Genomic DNA, 16,058 nt, shown 5'->3' on the forward strand with positions numbered 1-16,058 from the left:
AGTTTGTTATTGATTTTTGAATCGGTTTTATTCTAGGATTTGGGTAAAATGTATCCAACCTATTAAAAGTTTTTAAGGAAAGAGTATGGAATTTTCCGATTCGAAAATGTTTTTTAACAGAGAACTTTCTTGGCTGAGGTTTAACACAAGAGTTTTAAATGAGGCTCATAATGAAACTTTGCCCTTGCTTGAGAGAATAAAGTTTTTAGCAATTTATGGCACGAATCTTGATGAATTTTATATGATTCGAGTGGCGGGGTTGAAGCGGCTGTATGGGAGTGGGGTTGCTGAAATCGGAGCAGATAGATTGACTCCTTTAGAGCAGCTTCGGCACATTAGGGACTATTTACATCAAGAACAAAAGACTCTTGAAGCTCTTTTTCATCAAATAAGACTCCAGCTTTCAAAAGCAGGGCTTATGATTAAGAAATTCAGCGAATTGAACAAGACACAGAAATTGGGGATAAAAGATTATTTTCAGAATTATTTATACCCTATAATTGTTCCTATAGTCGTTGATGCCACCCATCCTTTTCCTCATTTGAATAATTTGAGTTTTGGTATTGCAGTCAAGCTAAAAAGCGAAGAGAATGGAGAGATTAAATACGGGATGATACGAATCCCTAGAATTTTGACGCGGTTTGTAGAAGTGGATAAAGGTTTGTTTGTTCCTGTAGAAACCATAGTAGGAGAATTTGCCGGAGATTTATTTGAAGGATATGAGCTTGAGGGTTATGCTCCTTTTAGAGTCACTCGCAATGCAGATATTGAAATCGAAGAGGATGAGGCAGATGATTTTATTGAGCTGATGAGTGAAGGTCTCAAAGCAAGAAAAAAAGGCGAAATTGTCAGGCTTGAGGTTGGGTCAGGAGATCGGAGTTTGCTTGAGTTTGTCAAAAAACAAATTATTGTCGAAAAAGAGGACATTTATGAAAATAATATGCCTTTGAATCTAGCTACGTTTTGGGAGCTTGTTGGTTGTAAGGATTTTGCCCATTTGTCCATATCGCCGTTTAATCCCAAAATTTTACCTCCCCTAGATTGCACTACTTGTATTTTTGATACAATCGATAAGCAAGATTTGATGTTATTCCATCCTTATGAAAGTTTTGATTCGGTCGTAAATTTTATTCAAAGTGCAGCAAAAGATCCTGATGTTCTTTCGATTCGTATGACACTTTATCGCGTTGGAAAAAATTCTCCTATCATCAAAGCTCTAACAGAGGCGGCAGAAAATAAACAGGTTACCGTCCTTGTGGAACTCAAAGCAAGATTTGATGAAGAAAATAATTTGCATTGGGCAAAGGCTCTAGAGTCTGCAGGTGCTCACGTTATTTATGGAGTGCCAGGGTTGAAAGTCCATGCAAAAGTGGCGTTGGTGATTAAAAAAGTTGGAGATAAGCTTAAGGAATATGTGCATTTAAGTACGGGAAATTATAATGTTGCCTCAGCAAAGATTTATACTGATGTAAGCTTATTTACTTCCAACAAAGAGATTGCCAATGATGTGATCAAGCTTTTCCATTCTCTTTCTACAGGAACTTCCCATAAGACAGAGCTAAATGCTTTATGTGTGGCTCCTGTTCAGATCAAGCCTAAAATTATTTCTTTGATTGAAAATGAAATCAAACATGGCTCTAAGGGTAGGATTATTTTAAAGGCGAATGCACTTGTGGATGCTGATATTATCCGTTGTCTTTATCGGGCCTCAGAAGCGGGTGTTAAAATTGATTTGATCATACGGGGGATTTGTTGTTTGAGACCAAATGTAAAAGGTTTCAGTGAAAATATTCGTGTATTTTCAATCATAGGAAAGTATCTTGAACACGCTAGGATTTATTATTTTGCCCATTCTAATCCTCAAGTTTATTTTTCAAGCGCAGACCTTATGCCTAGGAATCTTGAAAAAAGAGTGGAGCTTTTTGTCCCTGCAACATCTGAGTTGATTACAAAAAGATTGGTAGAGATTTTAAATATTCAACTAAGCGATAACGTCCAAATGCATGAGCTTAAAGAGAACGGAGAGTATCACAAAGTGAGCTCCAAAGGGAAAGCTATCAGTTCCCAACTCTTTTATGAGGGATATGTGAATGAAATTTATAATGTCAATAAGATTGAACAAGAGCATTTTAAGGCTAAAAAACTTTTAGAAAGAATGATAGGAGAATCTTAAAAATGGAAGCAAATATTATCAAATTTAATGGCGTTTCACCCAAGATTGATCCTTCTGTAAAGCTTTTTGCAGGGGCTCATATTATCGGAGATGTCATCATCAAAGAGGATTGCAGTATTTGGTTTGGTTGTGTGCTTAGAGGCGATGTAAATTCAATTGAGATCAGATCAAGAACTAATATCCAAGATCTTAGCGTGATTCACGTGGGTTATAAGAATCAAAACGGAGGAGGAAGGGTTATTATCGGAGAAGATGTGACTATTGGGCATAATTGTGTAATTCACGCCTGTACTATCGCCGATCTTTGTTTGATAGGTATGGGAAGCATTATAATGGATGATGTTAAAATTGGTGAAATGAGCATTGTTGGAGCCGGAAGCTTGATCACTAAAGGCAAGGTCTTTCCTGCTAGGAGCTTGATAATAGGCAATCCTGCAAAGTTTGTCCGCGAATTAAGAGAAGATGAAATTGAAGGAATCAGAATTTCAGCTTCAGAATACACAGAGTTAGCAAAATCTTATTAATTTCTATGAATTTCGTTGGAATTATCCTTATTCTTAAATGTTTTTTTGAGTAAAATATCCTTATTATTTTACATTACAAGAAAATCAGGGATTTTAAAAAGGTCATAAATGCTCGTGTATAAAACATTGCGTAATCTTTTATTTAAGCTTGAGCCCGAGACAGCTCATCGCTTGACCGAAATTTTTCTTAAAACGGTTTCTGGCTTTAGTTTTCTGCAAGAATTGATGGCAAATAGATTTTGCGATGAAAACGAAGTGTTAAAAAATCAGGTTTGTGGATTGGATTTTTATAATCCAATTGGTTTAGCAGCGGGGTTTGATAAAAATGCAACGATGATTAAAGGATTGAGTGCTTTAGGATTTGGATTTTTAGAAGTCGGAACATTGACCAAACACCCTCAAAAGGGAAATCCAAAACCTAGATTATTCCGTTATCTGCAAGAGGAGAGCTTGCAAAATGCGATGGGGTTTAATAATGAGGGATCTGTAAAAGTGGCTTCTAGAATTTCTAAGATTTATCCTTATGCTTTGCCTATAGGGATTAATTTGGGAAAAAATAAATCCGTTGCCCAAGAAGATGCTTTAAAAAATTATGAAGATGTTTTGAAAGATTTTTTATCTTTCGGGGACTATTATGTATTCAATCTCTCTTCACCAAATACGCCCAATCTCAGGGATTTACAAAATAGTATTTTTGTCAAAGAACTTTTTTTGATGGCAAAAGGGCATACTTCCAAACCGATATTTTTAAAAATATCTCCGGATATGGAGATAGATTCTATGTTAAAAGTATGTGATCAAGCCATAGAAAGTGGGGCAGATGGCATCATTGCTACAAATACCACCATTGATTATTCATTGCTTTCTTCTGCTAAGGATATTGGGGGCATTAGTGGAGCTGTGCTAAAATCAAAAAGTGCAGAGGTTTTTAAAGAGATTGCCAAAGCTTTTTTTGGAAAAGCAGCTTTGATTGCAGCTGGCGGGATTGATGATGCAGAAGAGGCGTACAAAAGAATTAAAATGGGTGCATCTTTGGTACAAATTTATACGGGCTTGATTTTTAAAGGACCTGCTTTATGTAAAAATATCAATCAAGAAATCATCCAACTATTACAAAGAGATGGATTTTTGAATTTAAAAGACGCAATAGGAGCGGATTTGACGTGAAAAAAATATTTTTTATTTTATTGGTTTTAGGAGTAATGATGAGTATAAATGCAAAAACCCAGTCTTATTTGCCTAAATACGAGAGTATTGAACTTGAAAACGGACTTCAAGTGGTTGTGGTGCCAATGAAAAACGGGAGTGGGGTGATTGAAACTGATGTTTTTTATAAGGTAGGTTCTAGAAATGAAACGATGGGCAAGAGTGGTATTGCCCATATGCTTGAGCATATGAATTTTAAATCTAGCAAGCATTTAAAAGCAGGTCAATTTGATGAGATTGTAAAGAGATTTGGAGGGCTTACAAATGCTTCCACAGGGTTTGATTATACGCGTTATTTTATCAAATCCAGTGCTCAAAATTTGGATAAGTCTCTTGAATTGTTTGCAGAATTGATGCAGAATTTAAATCTCAAGAAAGAAGAATTTTTGCCTGAACGCAAAGTAGTGGCTGAAGAAAGACGTTGGCGAACAGATAATTCTCCAATGGGTTATTTATATTTTCGTTTTTTTAACACTGCTTTTGTCTATCACCCTTATCATTGGACGCCTATCGGTTTTATGGAGGACATAGAGAATTGGAGTATTGATGATATTCGCCATTTTCACTCTGTTTATTATCAGCCTAAGAACGCTGTAGTTTTGGTTGCTGGGGATATTGAACCCAAAAAAGTTTTTGAAAGTGTAAAAAAGCATTTTTCTTCGATAAAAAACACTATTCCTGAAATTCCTAAAGTCTATATGCAAGAACCTCCCCAAGATGGTGCAAGGGAGGCAGTCATCCATAAGGAAACCGAGTTAGAATGGCTTGCACTTGGCTATAAGATCCCTAATTTTTCCCATAAAGATCAAGTCGCTTTGGGAGCTATAGCGGATTTATTGAGCGAGGGGAAAAGCAGTTTTTTGCATAGTGATCTTGTAGATGAAAAAAGACTTGCTTCTCAAGTCTATGCTTATAATATGGGACTCAAAGATAATGGCATATTTTTATTCATAGCTGGTGCCAATCAAGGCATTGAGGCTAAAAAGATCAAAGAAGAGATCCTTGCAATCATCAATAGACTCAAAGAGGGCAAAATTACCAAAGAACAGCTTGATAAGATCAAAATGAATAATAGGGCAAGTTTTATTTATAGCTTGGAAGATTCTTCAAGTGTGGCAGAATTATTTGGAGGGTATTTTGCTAGAGGAGATGTGAAGCCTTTGTTGGAATATGAGGAAAAATTTGAAGCTTTAAGCGTTAAAGATATTGTGGAAGTGGCAAATAAGTATTTTATTGATCCAGCTTCCACTACGATGATTTTAAAGAAATAGGAGTTAATAATGTTAGATGGGGCAATGAGTGCTTTAATCACTCCTTTTAAAAATTCTCTTATTGATGAGGAAGCTTATGAGTATCTGATTCAAAGACAAATCAAATATGGTATGGATGCTTGCGTTCCTGTAGGCACAACGGGTGAATCTGCTACACTCACACATAAGGAGCATATGAGGTGCATCGAAATGGCTGTGAATGTTTGCAAGGGAAGCGGTGTAAAGGTTCTTGCGGGTGCAGGAAGTAATTCGACTGCTGAAGCCATCGAACTTGCTCAATTTGCTCAAAAGAGCGGTGCAGATGGTATTTTATGTGTGAGTCCTTATTATAATAAACCTTCGCAACAAGGACTTTATGAGCATTATAAAGTCGTGGCGAACTCAGTTGACATCCCTTTGATGCTTTATAATGTTCCTTCTCGCACGGGTGTGAATATTGAAGTAGAGACAGCTATCAGGCTTTTTAGGGAAGTCAAAAATATTTTTGCCATCAAAGAGGCTTCAGGGTCAATGGAACGGATCATTGAGTTTAATCAACACGCTCAAGATATGAAAGTCTTTAGCGGTGAAGATGTAATCAATTATCCTGTTTTGGCAAATGGAGGCAGGGGGGTTATTTCTGTAACTGGAAATTTATTGCCCGATAAAATTTCAGAGCTTACAAAATATGCTTTAAGCAGTGATTTAAATGCCTCTAAAAGAATAAATAATGAACTTTATGATATAAATAAGGTTTTATTTTGCGAAAGCAACCCTATTCCAATAAAGGCCGCAATGTATTTGTCTGGATTGATAAAAAATCTAGAGTATCGTCTTCCTTTAGTTATGCCTAGCAAAGAAAATATGCGATTAATAGAAAAAACTTTACAAAATTATGAGGTGTTAAAATGACAAGTTTGCAAAATACGACAAACTATATGAAAGGAAAAACGCTGGTTATCAGCGGGGCAACTAGGGGTATAGGCAAAGCGATACTTTATAAGTTTGCTCAAAATGGAGTGAATGTCGCTTTTACTTATAATAAAAACGAAGAAGAAGCCCAAAAAATTGCCAAAGATGTTCAAGAACGATATGAAATCAAAGCAAGGTGTTATTGTTTGAATGTTCTTGAACCTGAACAATATATTGAGCTTTTTAAAAAAATAGATGAAGATTTTGATCGTGTAGATTTTTTTGTATCCAATGCAATTATTTATGGAAAATCTGTTGCTGGGGGCTTTGCACCATTTATGAGATTAAAGCCTAGAGGGCTTAATAATATTTATACCGCAACAGTCCTTGCTTTTGTCGTGGGTGCTCAAGAGGCGGCTAAAAGAATGAAAGAAGTCGGAGGGGGAGCGATTGTATCTTTGAGTTCTACTGGAAATCTCGTGTATATGCCTAATTATGCCGGTCACGGAAATTCTAAAAATGCAGTTGAGACGATGGTAAAATATGCGGCTGTTGAGCTTGGAAATTGGGGAATTCGCGTGAATGCAGTCAGTGGAGGTCCTATCGATACAGATGCTTTAAGAGCCTTTCCAGATTATGAACAAATCAAAGCCGCTGTAGAAAATCAATCCCCGCTTAATCGGATGGGAACTCCAGAAGATCTTGCCGGAGCAGCTTTTTTCTTGTGTGATGATACCCAAAGTGCTTGGCTTACAGGTCAGACAATCGTGATTGATGGCGGGACGACTTTCAAATAAGTCTATTTTTTTTAAAATTTTTTCTTTAGGAGTGGGCAGGTTCTACTTGCAAAACATCGCTCACCCCCTTCCTAAGACCTACCCCTACCCACTACACGCTTTTTAAATGCAAATTTCCAAAACCTATTCTTATCTGCTAATGCTTTTAATGTCAAAAGTTAAAATTGTGGTTTGATTTTTTCTTAAAAGCGTGACAGGGGTTACAGGGTTGTTAAGGGACATAAGTATTACCCACCCGCCCATAAAGCGGTCTTTTCAATTTAAGCCCCCTTGTCCCTTTAAAAGGCAAAGCCTTAGGAATAAAATAATTTTTGAAAAAGCATTTATGAAAATCAAGTTATTTTAAGATTGTAGTTTGCTTTAGTTTTTGTATTTAATCACTACAAGATCAAAAATAGAACGATGGCGATAAACAAAGATGTTTTAGTCCATATGGAGAGTTTAGGGGATATTTTCAGAGATTTTTAATTTTATTATAATGTAAATCAACCACTCAAAAATAAAAATTCTACTCTTAAAAATCTTTCTAAAAGAAGTATTTTAAGCTAAAATATCACAATTGATACGCAAGGGATAAAATGTCTAAATCTGTTACTTTATATATTAAAGACAATAGAGAACTAAGAATTGCGAAGAATTTTTTAATCATCAGTATATTGCTCTATGTGTTATATATCTTAATTGCTGTTTTTTCTTTATCCCAGCTTAATTCTAGTTTTTCATATTTATCAGTATTTTTATGGGTGATGAAAATTTTATGTTTTTCTTCGAATGTAGCAGGCTTTTATAAGCTTTCGAAATTAGGAAGAAGTTCGGTTTTGTTTAAAAACTATATGTTTTCAGTCATCGGTATGGTGGCATTTACAATCATCATATATTTAATGTTTAAAATATTTTTTGGAGTTTGGGTTTTTGATATCCAAAAATCTCAGTTGGAAATGGCCCTTACAGATCCTGTCTTGAGCTGGATTTTTCTTTTTGCGGGTATTTTTTATTTTGGATTGAATGTTTATTGGAGTTATAAAATTTGTTTTGAACTCACTTTTTTAAGTGGCGATATTTTTTTTATAAACGGATTCAAGATCATTATAAGTTCGGTTTCAGTTGCTTTGCTTGCCAATATAATGTTTTTTGTTTCTGAAAACCAAATAAGTTCATTTTTGTTTTTGCTTTCAATGATAGGGATGTTGGTTGGGAGTTTGATTTTGGCAAGCGGATTTTTTAGGTTGAAACAAATCACTTATGTTGTTTCTGAATAGTTTGGATTCCAAAAGGTGTTATGATATCCAAAATTGAGAAGAGGTTGAGAGGTTGAGAAATTTGCCGAATGCTTTGACAATTTCAAGAATATTTTTATCTATTTTCTTATTGATTTTTATTTTGCACGGCAGAGATATTTTGCCTTTATGGATTGATAAAACTTGGATAAATTATTTCTCTTGTTTGATTTTTTGTATTGCTTCTTTGACAGATTTTTTTGATGGTTATATTGCTAGAAATTATCATTCAAAATCTGTTTTTGGAGAAGTTTTTGATCCTTTAGCTGATAAAATGCTTATATTATCAGCTTTTATTGGACTTTTGGTTGCTGGCAGAGCCAACCCTTGGGCTGTTTTTATCATTCTTAGCCGTGAGTTTTTTATCACGGGCTTGCGCGTTGTAGTTGCAAGCAGTGGTAAGTCTATCGCAGCTAATGTGCTTGGAAAATACAAGACGGGCATACAGATTTTAGCGATTGCATTTTTATTGGCAGATTTTTTTCCAGGTGGGGAAATTTTATTGTGGGTTGCAACTTTTGCAACCTTGTATTCAGGCGGTGATTATGCTTTCAAATATTACAAAAGTATGAAATGATGTGGATAGTTCTTGCATTTTTGATTTTGTCTTTTCTTATTTTTTTTCACGAATTGGGACATTTTTTGATTGCCAAGATTTTTGGCGTTCAAGTTGAGGTTTTCAGCATTGGATTTGGCAAAAAGATACTCAGTAAAACTTTTAGGCAGACAGAATATGCAATTTCAGCGATTCCTCTTGGAGGGTATGTAAAACTCAAGGGGCAAGATGATACCAACCCTTTAGCTAAAAATGGCGATAAAGATAGCTATACAAGTAAAAACCCCTTGCAAAGAATTTGTATTTTGCTTGCAGGTCCAGCGTTTAATCTTGTGTTGGCATTTTTGATTTATTGGATTTTGGGGATGGCGGGTCAAAAAATGGTTTTGCCTGTAATTGGAGAACCCCAGCCTGATATGCCTGCTGCTAAAAGTGATTTGATGCATAATGATCAGATTCTTTCTATTAATGGTATCAGAGTCAAAAATTGGAATGAAGTAAATCAGGCTGTAATGGAAGCTAAAGGTGAGATTAAAATTATATTTCAAAGACAGGGAAAAGAAATGCAAACAACCATTTTCCCTAAAAAGATGGAATCAAAAAATATTTTTGGAGAAACAATACAAAGGAATTTTATCGGCATTGTTTCAAAGGGAGAAATAGGGGTTGTTCGCTATGATTTTAAAGATTCTTTCGCCTATGCTCTCAAACAGACCTGGCAAGGAACCAAATTGATTTTGCAAAGTATTGAGAAAATCTTTGTCGGCATTGTCCCACTTAGCGAAGTAGGAGGTGTGATTAGTATCGTGGATTTTATTTCGCAAGCGACTCAAAGCGGGATTGTGGTTTTGGCTACTTTGGTGGCTTTAATTTCTGTGAATCTAGGGGTTTTGAATCTACTCCCTATACCTGCTCTTGATGGCGGACAAATTTTATTCAATCTTTATGAAATGATTGCACGAAAGAAAATTTCTGAAAGAAGCCTTTATTTTCTTACAATTTTTGGATGGGCACTTTTGGCAGGTCTAATGGCTCTTGGTATTTATAATGATGTCCATCGTTTGGTGATTCACGGATGAATTCTCAAGTCTTAAGCGTCTCTCAGATTAATCTTCAAATTAAGTCTTTGATGGAAACTACCTTTTTGAATGTGAGTGTAGAAGGTGAAATCAGCAATTTAACCAAGCATACTAGTGGGCATATTTATTTTAGCATCAAAGACGAAAATTCTGCCATCCGTTGTGTTCTTTTTAAAGGGAATGCTTCAAGTTTGAAATTTGATCTTCAAAGTGGTCAAAAAGTAGTTGTTTATGGAGGTTTGAGTGTTTATGTTCCCAGAGGGGATTACCAGATTGTTTGTAAGACTCTTGAACCAAGTGGGGTAGGGGCTTTGACTTTAGCGTATGAGCAGTTAAAAAATAAACTTTATCAAAAGGAATATTTTGATGAGGACAGAAAGAAAAAGCTCCCGCCATTCCCCAAAAGGATTGCTTTACTCACTTCAAGTACGGGAGCTGCGATTCAAGATATGAAAAGAGTTGCACAAAATCGATGGCCATTGACTTCCTTGATTGCTATAAATACTTTAGTTCAAGGAGAGGAAGCAAAGTATGAGCTTGTGAAAAATATCAAATATGCTGATAGCTTTTATGGCACTAAAGATGCTTTTGATGTGATTGTGGTTGCTAGAGGGGGCGGGAGTATAGAGGATTTATGGGCATTTAATGAAGAGATGGTAGCAGATGCCATATTTGAAGCAAAAACCCCCATTGTTTCTGCTGTAGGGCACGAAATTGATTTTGTTATCAGTGATTTTGTAGCTGATTTGCGTGCTCCTACCCCTTCTGCTTGTATGGAGATGATTTTGCCTGATTTTAAAGATTGGTTGATGCGTTTAGATGATATTGGGAATAATTTGAATCTTAAAATGCGTGATTTATTCCATTTTAAAGAGGATAAGATCAATGTCTTGAATGATAATTTTAAACAAGTCAGTTATGAGGTAAGGTTTGATAGAGATCAAAATAAAATTACAGAATTGAAAAATTATTTTGATAAAAGCTTTCAAACTTTGCTTGATTTTAAAATACAGACTTTTAAAGGTTTAAATTTGAACTTTGCGATGGATTATTTTTTGGAAGCAAAATCAGCAAAAATTAAAGAAAGCTACTTGTTTTTAGAAAGCAGAGATCCCAAAAATTTCATTCAATCAGGTTATGCCCAAATTTTGCACGAAGGGAAAATTGCTGATCTCTCTTCTCTTCAAAAAGAAGATGAAGTAGAGATTTGGAATACTGAAGTTAAAGTTAGTGCAAAGGTCGTTGCAGTTTGGGAAGTTAAATAAGCATTACCATACTTGCATTTCGGTTTTGATTGTTTTATACATACTTTCTGTGCTTCCATTAATGCTATATTCAATTGCAAAACCATATTGAATTGCTACTCTCCCAGAACGTTTGATTGAAAGACTCTTGTAAGCTTCTCGCGTAATGGGAAGAGTGCCTATATTGCTTGCAGCTTGGGGAGGAAGCGTGCGGTTAAAACTGGCTTCTGAAATTAGATCGCCATTGATATAAAGAGCTGCATAAGTGATGGTGATAAAATCTCTAGTCAGATTGGCTATGCTAAAACCTACAGAACCTTGCCCTATGTTAAAGGCACTTGATGTAAGGATAATATCATTGTTACCCACTTTCATAGGAGGGACATTGATTCTAGAGAGTATATAACGTGCAGGGGTATCACCAGTATTATTCTGTACATACATATCTGCACCGTATTTCATCAAGAGAGATATCATATTTCCATCTCTTCTACTTACAGCATAATGCAAGGGCGTGTTTCCTCGAATGGAGTCTTTGATATTGGGATCAGCTCCTTCTTTAAGAAGGATTTGGGCGAATTTAAAATTGCCAAATTGCACCACTTTGTGCAACGCAGTTTCTCCGTGACTTAAGGCATTGATATCAGCCCCTCTGTTGATAAGCAAGTATAAAATATCCATATTATTTTTGCGTGAGGCATCATATAAAGGTGTGCTTCCCCGAAGGCGTGAATTTACATCTGCTCCTAAATCAATACCTTTTCGGACATCTGTGTAATTATTGCTGAAAAGCAGATAATCATATTTATTGGCACTGAGATGGGAAGCAAAAATGCAGAAAATGAGAGATAGGAAAATTTTTTTCATATTTACTCCTTGAGATATTTTTGAGCGAGTTTTTTTATTTTTTCATAAACCTGTTCAAAATCCACACCATAAGTTCTGGATTCTGCGATTGTGGTAAAGAAGTTCGTGTCTCCAGCATATCGGGGAAGAATATGTAGATGAATATGTTCAGGGATTCCTGCCCCTCCAGCTTGCTTGATATTCATACCTAAATTGATACCGCTTGCCCCATATTCATATAAAAGAGAGATGGCTTTTTGAGAAAGTTTGTGGATATGCAACCAATGCTCTTGAGGCAAAAGTTCCGGAGAATCCGTATGAAAATGAGGAATAATCATAAAATGACCAGGCGTATAAGGGTATCGATTCATCACTGCAAAACAGATTTCATCGCGATAAATCACCCTATTTTCTTCATCAAGTTCTTTAGAAAGACTGATTTCACAAAACACGCAACTAGATTTTTTTGATCCGAAATATTCACTTCGCCAAGGGGAGTAAATTCTATCCATATTGCCTCCTAAATGTAGCTTGGAGCGTCGTTTGCAAAAAGAATCAAGTCTTCTTGATGTGTGCTTGCCTTTAATATATTCTCTAATTGGGTCTTATCTTTGAGAATGATTTTTTGAGGTTTCTGAATGTGATTAGATAGGATTTTTGAATTCAGTTCGCCTGTAATGATGGCAATATCAAATACAGCATCAATCGCTTTGGCCAATTCAATGTTAGAAATTTCATCGCTTTCTACAAGTCCGGGAGTGACAATAATTTTTCGCTTTGGATAAAGGCTTGCGAGCCTAATGCCCTCAAGCATACCTTTAAAATTCCCGTTGAAGCTATCATCAATAATGGTTTTTTGATTGACGCTTAAAAGATTGAGACGATGGGGGACAGATTGCAGTCTAGAAACAGATTTTTGGATATCTTGAATAGGGATTTTAAAAATATGGGCAATGAGTATGGCAGCACTGATATTGACCACGTTGAATTCTCCTAAAACCTTTGTTTCAAACTTGTGCCAAGACCCATCTAACTCCATTTCAAAAGAAGTACCATCTAACGTGGCTGAAATATTTTTAATCTTGTTAGGATAAGTTTGAATCAGGGATTTTTTTTCATCCATAATCGGCTTTGGAATAGGGTTTTTATCATATATCAAAGCTTTTTTGAGTCGCTTGGATTCTAGAAGTTCAAGTTTAGTCTCAAGGATATTTTCAAATGTTTTGAAATATTCAATGTGTTGCTTGCCGATTTCTCCTATAACTGCATAATGGTGTTGCAAAAAGAAAGCAATTTCTTTGATATCGCCTTTTTGTCTTGCTCCAGCTTCTGCAATGTAGATTTCTGTGCCAAAATCTAGGTTTTTATTGACGTCTTCTATAAGACCTTTTAAGGTATTGACACTTCTTGGAGAGGCATAAACATTGAATTTGTTTTGAAGGATTTGATACAAGAAGTTTTTAATGCTAGTTTTTCCAAAGCTTCCTGTGATTGCAATGATTTTTAAAGATGTTATTGATGTCATCATAGCAAGCTTGTCTTTTGCGATTTTAGTGTAACGATTGAGCAATAAGCTTTCATAAAGTTTTGAGAATATATAACCAAATACTAAAGGCAATAGATAGAGGAAACGCAAGTTTTGATCGAAATTTTTTGAAATTAAAGTGAGCAATTCATTGAAAGCTACAAATGCGAAACAAATGGCGAAAAATCTTATGACACGCTTGGTGAAAATAAGTTTTTTATCTAATTTAAGAGCCCATAGAGTCAAAAGTGGGATCTCTATAAAATATAAGTAAAAGTAAAAAATAACATTTTTTTCATATAGTCCTGCGATCAGAAAGACACAAATAGGCAGGACAAAATGGATGAAATGCCATCTTCGTTTATGGTGTTTGGTGATAACCCGGTAAAGGCTATAGTTATACCATTGTAAATTTGTGATTAAATAATAGCTGATGCATAAAATAAAAATCCATCTTGAAACGCTATCAATGATGTTTAGCCAATCCATTAAACCCTCCTCACATCATTCTAGAATTTCAAAATGACTGAAATTTTGATCTGCTATGGTTTCGAATTTTACATCTTCAACCTGAGCTTTGATGGGACCTGTTTTTAGTAAAGATAAAAAATTTTCAAGATGCACCCCATCTCCTTGAGCATAGATTTCTACGCTTCCATCAGAAAGGTTTTTGCTCCATCCTGTTATCTTTAATGCATCGGCTTTGGCTTTGGAAAATTTTCGATAGCCAACTCCTTGCACTTTTCCTGTTACTTTAATTTTAAGCGTTTTGATCATCAAGATTCCTTGAATGGTATTTTTCATCTATTATTTTACCTTGTTTAAGAAAGAAATAATGATCCCCATCAAGAATAAAAAAACGATTTTTTGCAATTAGTTTTGAAATTTTATATCCTGTTGCTAAAGGGGTCGCCTTGTCTTCTTTGCCCCAAAAGATAGTGGCCTTTTTTGTGCAGTTTGCATAAATAGGTTCAAAATCTTCTTGAACGACGTTTTTAAAGATTGCATACATTGCTTCATTGAGGTTATTTGCATCAGCACTTCTGAAAATTTTGGTTTTGAGTTTTAAAATTTTAAATATTTTTGCGAGTATGATTTTTATCTTAACCTTAAGGGGTTTAGGCACAAGTATTCCAGATGAGCTTAGAAGTATGATTTCATCATTTTGACACAATAAAGCCAGCTTTCCTCCGAAACTATGCCCGACTATTAAATCTGCCTTTATGCTGAGTGAGCGTAGAAATGAATCAATGATGTGTGCATATTCATCAGTAGAGATAATGATGGAATTTGGCGAGTTTCCAAATCCAGGAAGATCAATATAGCAATGATTAAATTCTGTGAAAACATCTTTAAAAGCAGACTCCATCAATTCTTTATTGCTTCCCCAGCCGTGTAAAAAAATGATATTTTTTTTTGCTTGGCGATTATAAAAAGTATAGGCAATTTCAAATGTGTTGTTTTGATAAATAATGGATCTTTTTGCCATTATTTACCTTTGACTCTTTGAATTTTTTCAATGTATTTGTAAGAAATTTTAATGGGTTCTTTTGTAGGTAGGTGCATACCGAGATTTTCAAGCGTATTTACAAAATCATCAAAGAGATAGTTGGCCATACTGCCAGGAATCGGATTGATTTCGTTGAGATAGATTTCATTCTCAATGACAAAAAAATCACATCGAATGAGTGCGCCTTCAAATTTGTCGCAATAGATTTTTTTAAAAGCTTCTTTGATTCTTTCTTCGAGATCTTTGGGAATGTCGGCTTTAAGAACTTGTTCAGTTCGCGCAAAATCAAGGTATTTGTTTTCAAAATCCAACAAATCTTTTTTGCTTGGTTCTTCAATAATAGAAAAAACATATTCATTATCAGCATTATTGCCTTCTGCGATTTTACATCCTGCAAGATTATATTCTTTTACACCCTTAATAAAAGGTTCTATCAAGGCTTCTTTATCAAATTCAAAAGCACTATCAATAGCATAATCGATTTCATCGGGAGAATCAATGACTGAAACACCAATCGAGCTTCCAAGCCTGTTGGGTTTAATAATCATTGGGAAATCATTCCCGATATCTCTAGGAGTGTGTTTTCGTAATACTTTGAAAGGAAGTGTTTTTACATCTCTTTCTTTGGCGTATAGTTTTGTAAGGTATTTATTGAAGCTTAAGACACACGCTTCAATTCTTGGACCGATGAAAGGTATTTTGTAAAATTCTAAAAGAGAAGCTATTGTCCCATCTTCTCCATCTGCGCCGTGAATCAGGTTGATGAGCACTTCTGTTGGAACGGGTTTGCTTCCAAAAAGTGAATGGATGTAAAAACCACCTAATTTCATTTCAATTTGTGCGCACTTCTTATATTCCTGTGAGGAAAAAAAGTTTGATTTCATATTGTGTGCAGGTATCAGGTAGAAACGATGAGAGGCATCAGCGAAAATAAAATGTTCGATTTTATCCTCCAAGACTTTTTTGAGTGATATAGCACTCACGATGCTGATTTCGTGCTCCCAGCTGACGCCTCCAAACAGAATACTGAATTTCAATTTTATCTCCTAATTGGCTTGATCTTTTTTCAAAGGCTTTTTTGGCGGTTTGAGTTTATCTAAAAATTACTTAATTTATAACAGCACTTGGTTTGTTCAGATATTGCTTGCTACCTTATCAA

16 protein-coding genes are annotated in these 16,058 nt (G+C 35.3%); 10 read left to right on the forward strand and 6 right to left on the reverse strand.

All coding sequences use genetic code 11. From position 1 onward, the window contains the following. Positions 1 to 85 precede the first annotated feature (85 nt). The 10 genes from BKH41_RS07220 to xseA all read left to right on the forward strand — a co-directional run bounded on the left by BKH41_RS07220 (position 86) and on the right by xseA (position 11,039). Entirely contained in the window at positions 86 to 2,173 is a 2,088-nt protein-coding gene (locus tag BKH41_RS07220) for an RNA degradosome polyphosphate kinase (protein WP_095298474.1), read from the forward strand. Positions 2,174 to 2,175: 2 nt separating this feature from the next. Further along, entirely contained in the window at positions 2,176 to 2,697 is a 522-nt protein-coding gene (locus BKH41_RS07225; protein ID WP_095298476.1) for a gamma carbonic anhydrase family protein, read from the forward strand. Between the two features lie 108 nt (positions 2,698 to 2,805). Then, entirely contained in the window at positions 2,806 to 3,864 is a 1,059-nt protein-coding gene (locus BKH41_RS07230) for a quinone-dependent dihydroorotate dehydrogenase (protein ID WP_095298478.1), read from the forward strand. A gap of 35 nt (positions 3,865 to 3,899) precedes the next feature. Then, entirely contained in the window at positions 3,900 to 5,174 is a 1,275-nt protein-coding gene (locus BKH41_RS07235) for a pitrilysin family protein (RefSeq protein ID WP_095298569.1), read from the forward strand. A 9-nt stretch (positions 5,175 to 5,183) separates the two neighbouring features. Next, positions 5,184 to 6,065, forward strand: a complete 882-nt coding sequence (dapA, locus tag BKH41_RS07240; RefSeq protein WP_095298480.1) for a 4-hydroxy-tetrahydrodipicolinate synthase — start codon at positions 5,184 to 5,186, stop codon at positions 6,063 to 6,065. Continuing rightward, on the forward strand, positions 6,062 to 6,862 hold the full coding sequence (locus BKH41_RS07245) for an enoyl-ACP reductase (protein WP_095298482.1): 801 nt from the start codon (positions 6,062 to 6,064) through the stop codon (positions 6,860 to 6,862). Before dapA ends, BKH41_RS07245 begins: the two co-directional genes overlap by 4 nt. Positions 6,863 to 7,440: 578 nt before the next feature. Further along, positions 7,441 to 8,121, forward strand: coding sequence for a hypothetical protein (locus BKH41_RS07250; protein WP_095298484.1), 681 nt, complete (start codon positions 7,441 to 7,443; stop codon positions 8,119 to 8,121). A 52-nt stretch (positions 8,122 to 8,173) separates the two neighbouring features. Continuing rightward, positions 8,174 to 8,716, forward strand: a complete 543-nt coding sequence (pgsA, locus tag BKH41_RS07255; RefSeq protein ID WP_095298486.1) for a CDP-diacylglycerol--glycerol-3-phosphate 3-phosphatidyltransferase — start codon at positions 8,174 to 8,176, stop codon at positions 8,714 to 8,716. Then, on the forward strand, positions 8,713 to 9,774 hold the full coding sequence (gene rseP / locus BKH41_RS07260) for an RIP metalloprotease RseP (protein WP_343286855.1): 1,062 nt from the start codon (positions 8,713 to 8,715) through the stop codon (positions 9,772 to 9,774). The genes pgsA and rseP overlap by 4 nt, the downstream gene beginning before the upstream one ends. Continuing rightward, a complete protein-coding gene (xseA, locus tag BKH41_RS07265; protein WP_095298488.1) occupies positions 9,771 to 11,039 on the forward strand; it encodes an exodeoxyribonuclease VII large subunit in 1,269 nt (422 codons plus the stop codon). The genes rseP and xseA overlap by 4 nt, the downstream gene beginning before the upstream one ends. A gap of 3 nt (positions 11,040 to 11,042) precedes the next feature. Here the strand turns inward: xseA and BKH41_RS07270 are convergent, their stop codons facing one another. From BKH41_RS07270 to BKH41_RS07295, 6 genes are read right to left on the reverse strand one after another with little or no spacing between them, the layout of a single operon-like run. Continuing rightward, on the reverse strand, positions 11,043 to 11,885 hold the full coding sequence (locus BKH41_RS07270) for an ankyrin repeat domain-containing protein (protein WP_095298490.1): 843 nt from the start codon (positions 11,883 to 11,885) through the stop codon (positions 11,043 to 11,045). 2 nt (positions 11,886 to 11,887) lie between these two features. Beyond that, the gene (locus BKH41_RS07275; RefSeq protein WP_095298491.1) at positions 11,888 to 12,376 is read right to left on the reverse strand and encodes an HIT domain-containing protein; all 489 of its coding nucleotides are present in this window, start codon (positions 12,374 to 12,376) and stop codon (positions 11,888 to 11,890) included. A gap of 8 nt (positions 12,377 to 12,384) precedes the next feature. Beyond that, a complete protein-coding gene (gene murF, locus BKH41_RS07280; RefSeq protein ID WP_095298493.1) occupies positions 12,385 to 13,878 on the reverse strand; it encodes a UDP-N-acetylmuramoyl-tripeptide--D-alanyl-D-alanine ligase in 1,494 nt (497 codons plus the stop codon). 15 nt (positions 13,879 to 13,893) lie between these two features. Continuing rightward, complete coding sequence (locus BKH41_RS07285) at positions 13,894 to 14,166, reverse strand: acylphosphatase (RefSeq protein WP_219350025.1); 273 nt, start codon at positions 14,164 to 14,166, stop codon at positions 13,894 to 13,896. After that, positions 14,150 to 14,878 carry an alpha/beta hydrolase gene (locus BKH41_RS07290; protein WP_095298495.1) on the reverse strand — a complete coding sequence of 243 codons (729 nt, stop codon included), beginning with the start codon at positions 14,876 to 14,878 and terminating at the stop codon, positions 14,150 to 14,152. The genes BKH41_RS07285 and BKH41_RS07290 overlap by 17 nt, the downstream gene beginning before the upstream one ends. Then, complete coding sequence (locus BKH41_RS07295; RefSeq protein ID WP_095298497.1) at positions 14,878 to 15,936, reverse strand: D-alanine--D-alanine ligase; 1,059 nt, start codon at positions 15,934 to 15,936, stop codon at positions 14,878 to 14,880. Before BKH41_RS07295 ends, BKH41_RS07290 begins: the two co-directional genes overlap by 1 nt. Between the last annotated feature and the right edge of the window lie 122 nt (positions 15,937 to 16,058).

The sequence above is a fragment of the Helicobacter sp. 12S02232-10 genome (genome assembly GCF_002272895.1).
Classification (GTDB): domain Bacteria; phylum Campylobacterota; class Campylobacteria; order Campylobacterales; family Helicobacteraceae; genus Helicobacter_J.

Excerpts from the sequence above, each read along its gene's own strand:
- BKH41_RS07225 (WP_095298476.1), top strand. The coding sequence starts at position 2,176 with ATGGAAGCAAATATTATCAAATTTAATGGCGTTTCACCCAAGATTGAT.
- BKH41_RS07275 (WP_095298491.1), bottom strand. The coding sequence starts at position 12,376 with ATGGATAGAATTTACTCCCCTTGGCGAAGTGAATATTTCGGATCAAAA.
- BKH41_RS07220 (WP_095298474.1), top strand. The coding sequence starts at position 86 with ATGGAATTTTCCGATTCGAAAATGTTTTTTAACAGAGAACTTTCTTGG.
- BKH41_RS07285 (WP_219350025.1), bottom strand. The coding sequence starts at position 14,166 with ATGATCAAAACGCTTAAAATTAAAGTAACAGGAAAAGTGCAAGGAGTT.
- BKH41_RS07245 (WP_095298482.1), top strand. The coding sequence starts at position 6,062 with ATGACAAGTTTGCAAAATACGACAAACTATATGAAAGGAAAAACGCTG.
- BKH41_RS07230 (WP_095298478.1), top strand. The coding sequence starts at position 2,806 with ATGCTCGTGTATAAAACATTGCGTAATCTTTTATTTAAGCTTGAGCCC.
- rseP (WP_343286855.1), top strand. The coding sequence starts at position 8,713 with ATGATGTGGATAGTTCTTGCATTTTTGATTTTGTCTTTTCTTATTTTT.
- BKH41_RS07290 (WP_095298495.1), bottom strand. The coding sequence starts at position 14,878 with ATGGCAAAAAGATCCATTATTTATCAAAACAACACATTTGAAATTGCC.
- BKH41_RS07235 (WP_095298569.1), top strand. The coding sequence starts at position 3,900 with ATGATGAGTATAAATGCAAAAACCCAGTCTTATTTGCCTAAATACGAG.
- BKH41_RS07250 (WP_095298484.1), top strand. The coding sequence starts at position 7,441 with ATGTCTAAATCTGTTACTTTATATATTAAAGACAATAGAGAACTAAGA.
- xseA (WP_095298488.1), top strand. The coding sequence starts at position 9,771 with ATGAATTCTCAAGTCTTAAGCGTCTCTCAGATTAATCTTCAAATTAAG.
- murF (WP_095298493.1), bottom strand. The coding sequence starts at position 13,878 with ATGGATTGGCTAAACATCATTGATAGCGTTTCAAGATGGATTTTTATT.
- dapA (WP_095298480.1), top strand. The coding sequence starts at position 5,184 with ATGTTAGATGGGGCAATGAGTGCTTTAATCACTCCTTTTAAAAATTCT.
- BKH41_RS07270 (WP_095298490.1), bottom strand. The coding sequence starts at position 11,885 with ATGAAAAAAATTTTCCTATCTCTCATTTTCTGCATTTTTGCTTCCCAT.